Source organism: Moorena sp. SIO3H5, assembly GCF_010692395.1.
Classification (GTDB): domain Bacteria; phylum Cyanobacteriota; class Cyanobacteriia; order Cyanobacteriales; family Coleofasciculaceae; genus Moorena.
In genome coordinates this window covers 1-4,044 of sequence record NZ_JAAHHS010000548.1, presented here as the reverse complement: position 1 = coordinate 4,044, position 4,044 = coordinate 1, and the positions used below count along the sequence as shown (strand labels likewise).

The following is a 4,044-nucleotide window of genomic DNA, read 5'->3' as shown; positions in this document are numbered from 1 at the left end:
TCTTCCGGAGGGTAGCTGCTCAATGCTCGCGCATCGCATTTTCCGGTCGCTGCTGATCAGTACCACCTATATATCAAAATACACAATGATTTCCGGGATAATTCTCCCCGATTCCCTACTCCCTACTCCCTACTCCCTACTCCCTAACATCCACAACTTGTGCCCTTCACCCAATTAAGAACTGCTATACAATAACTAAAGACCAATGACCAATGACCAATAACTAATGAACACATTGCGTCGGTGCTTAATCTTAGGTCTAGCCACCCTACTGACAATCTTTGGAGTGATTAGCTGCCAATCTCACTCCCAAAGTCAATCACCAACATCCGGTAACATCACCCTAGAAACAGCAGGATTAACCCTAGAAAAATTAGGATCTGGGATTTACGGACTAATCGCTAGTACAGACTTTCCCGCCCAAGACCCTAACGCAGCAATTTGTAATGCTGGGATTGTGATTGGTAGCGATGGAGTCCTGGTAATTGATCCATTTCAGAATGAAGCACTAGCTAACTTAGTCTTCTCAACTGTTGAAGACTTAACCGATAAACCCATCAAGTACGTTCTCAACAGTCATTATCACTTTGACCACACTGGTGGTAATTCCGCTGCCGAAGCTAAAGGTATCCCCATCATTGGGCGGGGACCAATTCGAGAATTCATGGAAGATCGTAACAAAGAATACGACCCCAATCCCACTCCACCCAACGTAATAGTTAATAGTGAGAGTAAGATTTGGTTAGGCGATCGCACCGTAGAAATTGAAGAAGCAGAAGGTCATTCTGGGGGAACAGATATTGTGGCCTATGTTCCCGATGCCAAAATTATGTTTACCGGTGATATCTTGTTCAATCAGCGCTTTCCCTACACTGGGGATGGCAATATTCGCAAATGGCAGAATACTTTATCTGAGCTAAAGGCAAACTATCCCGATGTTCGTGTATTACCTGGCCATGGTCCGATTACCGATAGCAGTGGCTTAGATACCTTAAAGAATTACTTGGATCAACTGGAACAATTGGCGTTAACTTGGAAAGAAAAGTCTCTGACTAAAGAACAAGTTATTGCCAACTATTCCCAAATTCCTGCTGCTTATAAGACTTATAAATTCCAAGGATTATATCAAGATAATCTTGAAACAGCTTATAAGCAAATTACCGCTGAACGTTGAATTATTTCAGGATAATTGAGGATATCACAATAAGGTAAGCTAAAGGCCTTTGGCCACGCTACGCGAACAGCTATCAGCAATCAGCTATCAGCAATCAGCTATCAGCAATCAGCTATCAGCTTATGGGTTAGGTCACAGGCTGGAAGCCTGTGCCACGCTAGGAGCCTGTGCCACATTACCTGAGGTTCTGTTGAATAAAATAAGCTGACGGCTGACGGCTGACGGCTGACGGCTGACAAAATAACAAACCCTAGAATTCTATCATGACTAATCAAGAAGAAGACCCATTAAAAAGCAAGCTAGAGAAAAACTTACAAGAGTCCCAATGGCTACATAAATTTAAACAACTGAGTCAAGGACTAAGCCAAATTAAGACAGAAATTCCTCTAACTCAACTCTGTAAGCTAGAGTGGGTTACTGCTACTGACAGCTTAATAATTCACTGTCCAAATATAGAAGTAAGGGATGGATTGTGTAAGCTTTCATGCCAGATTGCCCAAATCACTATGGGAGCAAAATGCTTTATTATTAGACATCCCGACTATGAAGACGTTACTATTGAGCCAGTGTAATTATTTGCTTTCATGCTAATAGCTATTAGTTATTAGCATGAAAGCTATCAGCTAATGCGCTACGCGCACACTACGCGAACAGCTTCAATCTATCCTTCATATCCTTCGCAGCTACCGCGTAGCCTCCGTCTGCACCATCCACAAAATGTACTTGGCGTCCATGGTGCTCAAATACCAGACAGGTCATCAGTGCTCGGTCTGAAATATGCAGACCATACACTAACTTACCTTGTTGATAATTCTTTTCTAAATAGTCTGTTAATTGTTTTCGTTGTGCTTCATTGCCAGCAATCACCATGCGCAACATATCATCAAACTTTCTGTAATCTGTTGCTGCGATAGCATTTCGTTTATAGGCTCCCCAGTCTCCATCTGGAAATTTCACCTTCAACGTCATCAACAACCAGTCCAAGATATTTTTAAACCAGATTTTAAAAAAATAGAGCATCTTATGGCTCAGCTTACTCGACTGGGCGTACAGCCAAGTTTTAACACGTAATTTTTGAGCATTAAACCCTAGCTTAAAATAGTTTTCATCAACTGGATTTAAAACATCTTCAGTTCCATAAATAGTGTCAATTTTTTCAATAATTTCTCGATAAGTTAAATTAGCTAAATCTCCTTGATTAGACGTTGCTTTGACAATCAAGCTGATCGTTTCACCATATTTACTAGGAATGTCTTGCCAGGGACACTCCAAATTAGAAAAATCAGCTTTAGCCTTATTAATAAGGTGTTGGTAAAGGTATAGGTGACTCGTATTTGGATGTTTAATCAATTCAGTAGCATAACTCAAACCATCTCCAGTAAATATAGCCTGATAAGAGTTGTCAGATACCTTGAGCTTGGCTACTTTAACATCATAATCATTAACTCTTATTTCAGACATAGGTACTGCACCCACCCGCAATTCCATCCCAAATTCTTCCCTGGCTAGCTGACTAGTGGCTAACAACGCTTCCCGAGTAGGACCAAACAGAGAAGGAGGAATCAACAGAGTTGCTCCATCTCCCCCAAACACAAAAGGAATGTCTAAATTACCTGCTATATTTAAAACAGCGGCAATAGAGGAGGCTCCCAATAGGTTAACCTCTTTGTAGCATCCTGATTCGATAGCTTGAGTCGAACCCATAATATCGGTAATTACCACATACCAATCCCTGGGAACCGATTTAAACTTTCGAGAGTCAGTAATATCAATGAAGTTTTCTAAAAGAGGTAAATTAGCATAAAAAAAGTCTGTAGTCATGGTTGAATATATGGAAATAACAAACTTTTTACTAGTATGAGAACACCCAGAAAGGGAGTTATATAAAACCAGACTAGCTGCTACACCATAGCAACTGTCAAGTGTAAAAAGTTAAAAATAATAAATCTATTAAACTAATAAAGTTAACGATTGATTTTATTAACGATTTGTGTCTGAAAACAAACAAAACACTCGTTCCCTAGCTGGCATTGCCGGGATTGTCGCAGTAGCCACCATTATTAGTAAAGTATTTGGCTTAGTCCGCCAACAAGCTATGGCAGCAGCGTTTGGAGTTGGTCCGGTTATCAACGCCTACAGCTATGCTTACGTTATCCCCGGGTTTTTATTAATCCTCCTCGGTGGCATTAACGGACCGTTTCATAGTGCCTTAGTTAGTGTTCTCGCTAAACGCGATAAATCAGAAGCCCCACGGCTGGTGGAAACAGTAACTACCTTAGTTGCTTGCATCCTGTTACTGGTAACCATTGCTCTAGTGCTATTTGCTCCAGTTTTTATTGATTTTCTAGCACCAGGGTTTCAGGATACCCCAGAAGGGTTACAAGTAAGAGCGATCGCAATCCGGCAATTACAGATTATGGCACCCATGGCAGTGCTAGCCGGATTAATTGGCATTGGCTTTGGTACCCTCAATGCTAGCGATCAATACTGGCTACCAGCCGTCAGTCCCTTATTTTCCAGCATCACCGTCATTGTTGGCTTAGGAATATTAGCCCTACAGTTAGGCAAAGAAATTAGTAATCCCGATTTTGCCATGATCGGTGGGATTGTGTTAGCTGGGGGTACCCTTGCTGGAGCAACTCTTCAATGGGTAGTGCAGCAAATCGCTCAGTGGCGCAGTGGCCTAGGTAAAATACGCCTACGATTTAACTGGGGTATCCCTGGAGTCAAAGACGTGATGCAAGTCATGGCTCCAGCAACCTTTTCCTCTGGGATGCTGCATATTAATGTCTACACCGACTATTCTTTGCCTCCTTTCTGCCCCAAGCCGATGCCGCTGCTGCTAGCTTAAACTATGCGAATCTTTTAGA

The 4,044-nt window shown here is 41.8% G+C and carries 3 protein-coding genes and 1 pseudogene; 3 read left to right on the top strand and 1 reads right to left on the bottom strand.

The features are described from left to right. The first annotated feature begins 226 nt into the window (after positions 1 to 226). Both F6K52_RS33275 and F6K52_RS33270 read left to right on the top strand, forming a co-directional pair. Positions 227 to 1,174: an MBL fold metallo-hydrolase gene (locus F6K52_RS33275; protein ID WP_293088934.1), complete on the top strand. Its 948-nt coding sequence runs from the start codon at positions 227 to 229 to the stop codon at positions 1,172 to 1,174. 263 nt (positions 1,175 to 1,437) lie between these two features. Then, positions 1,438 to 1,746 carry a hypothetical protein gene (locus tag F6K52_RS33270; RefSeq protein ID WP_293088931.1) on the top strand — a complete coding sequence of 103 codons (309 nt, stop codon included), beginning with the start codon at positions 1,438 to 1,440 and terminating at the stop codon, positions 1,744 to 1,746. 70 nt (positions 1,747 to 1,816) lie between these two features. On the opposite strand, the gene F6K52_RS33265 is transcribed toward F6K52_RS33270, so the two are convergent. Continuing rightward, positions 1,817 to 2,995: a DUF3095 domain-containing protein gene (locus F6K52_RS33265; RefSeq protein ID WP_293088929.1), complete on the bottom strand. Its 1,179-nt coding sequence runs from the start codon at positions 2,993 to 2,995 to the stop codon at positions 1,817 to 1,819. 169 nt (positions 2,996 to 3,164) lie between these two features. On the opposite strand from F6K52_RS33265, the pseudogene F6K52_RS33260 reads away from it, so the two are divergent. Continuing rightward, a pseudogene (locus tag F6K52_RS33260) lies at positions 3,165 to 4,044 on the top strand (lipid II flippase MurJ); the annotation flags it as partial.

What these genes read in the sequence shown, in the direction of transcription:
- F6K52_RS33275 (WP_293088934.1), top strand. Translation starts at nt 227, where the DNA reads ATGAACACATTGCGTCGGTGCTTAATCTTAGGTCTAGCCACCCTACTG.
- F6K52_RS33270 (WP_293088931.1), top strand. Translation starts at nt 1,438, where the DNA reads ATGACTAATCAAGAAGAAGACCCATTAAAAAGCAAGCTAGAGAAAAAC.
- F6K52_RS33265 (WP_293088929.1), bottom strand. Translation starts at nt 2,995, where the DNA reads ATGACTACAGACTTTTTTTATGCTAATTTACCTCTTTTAGAAAACTTC.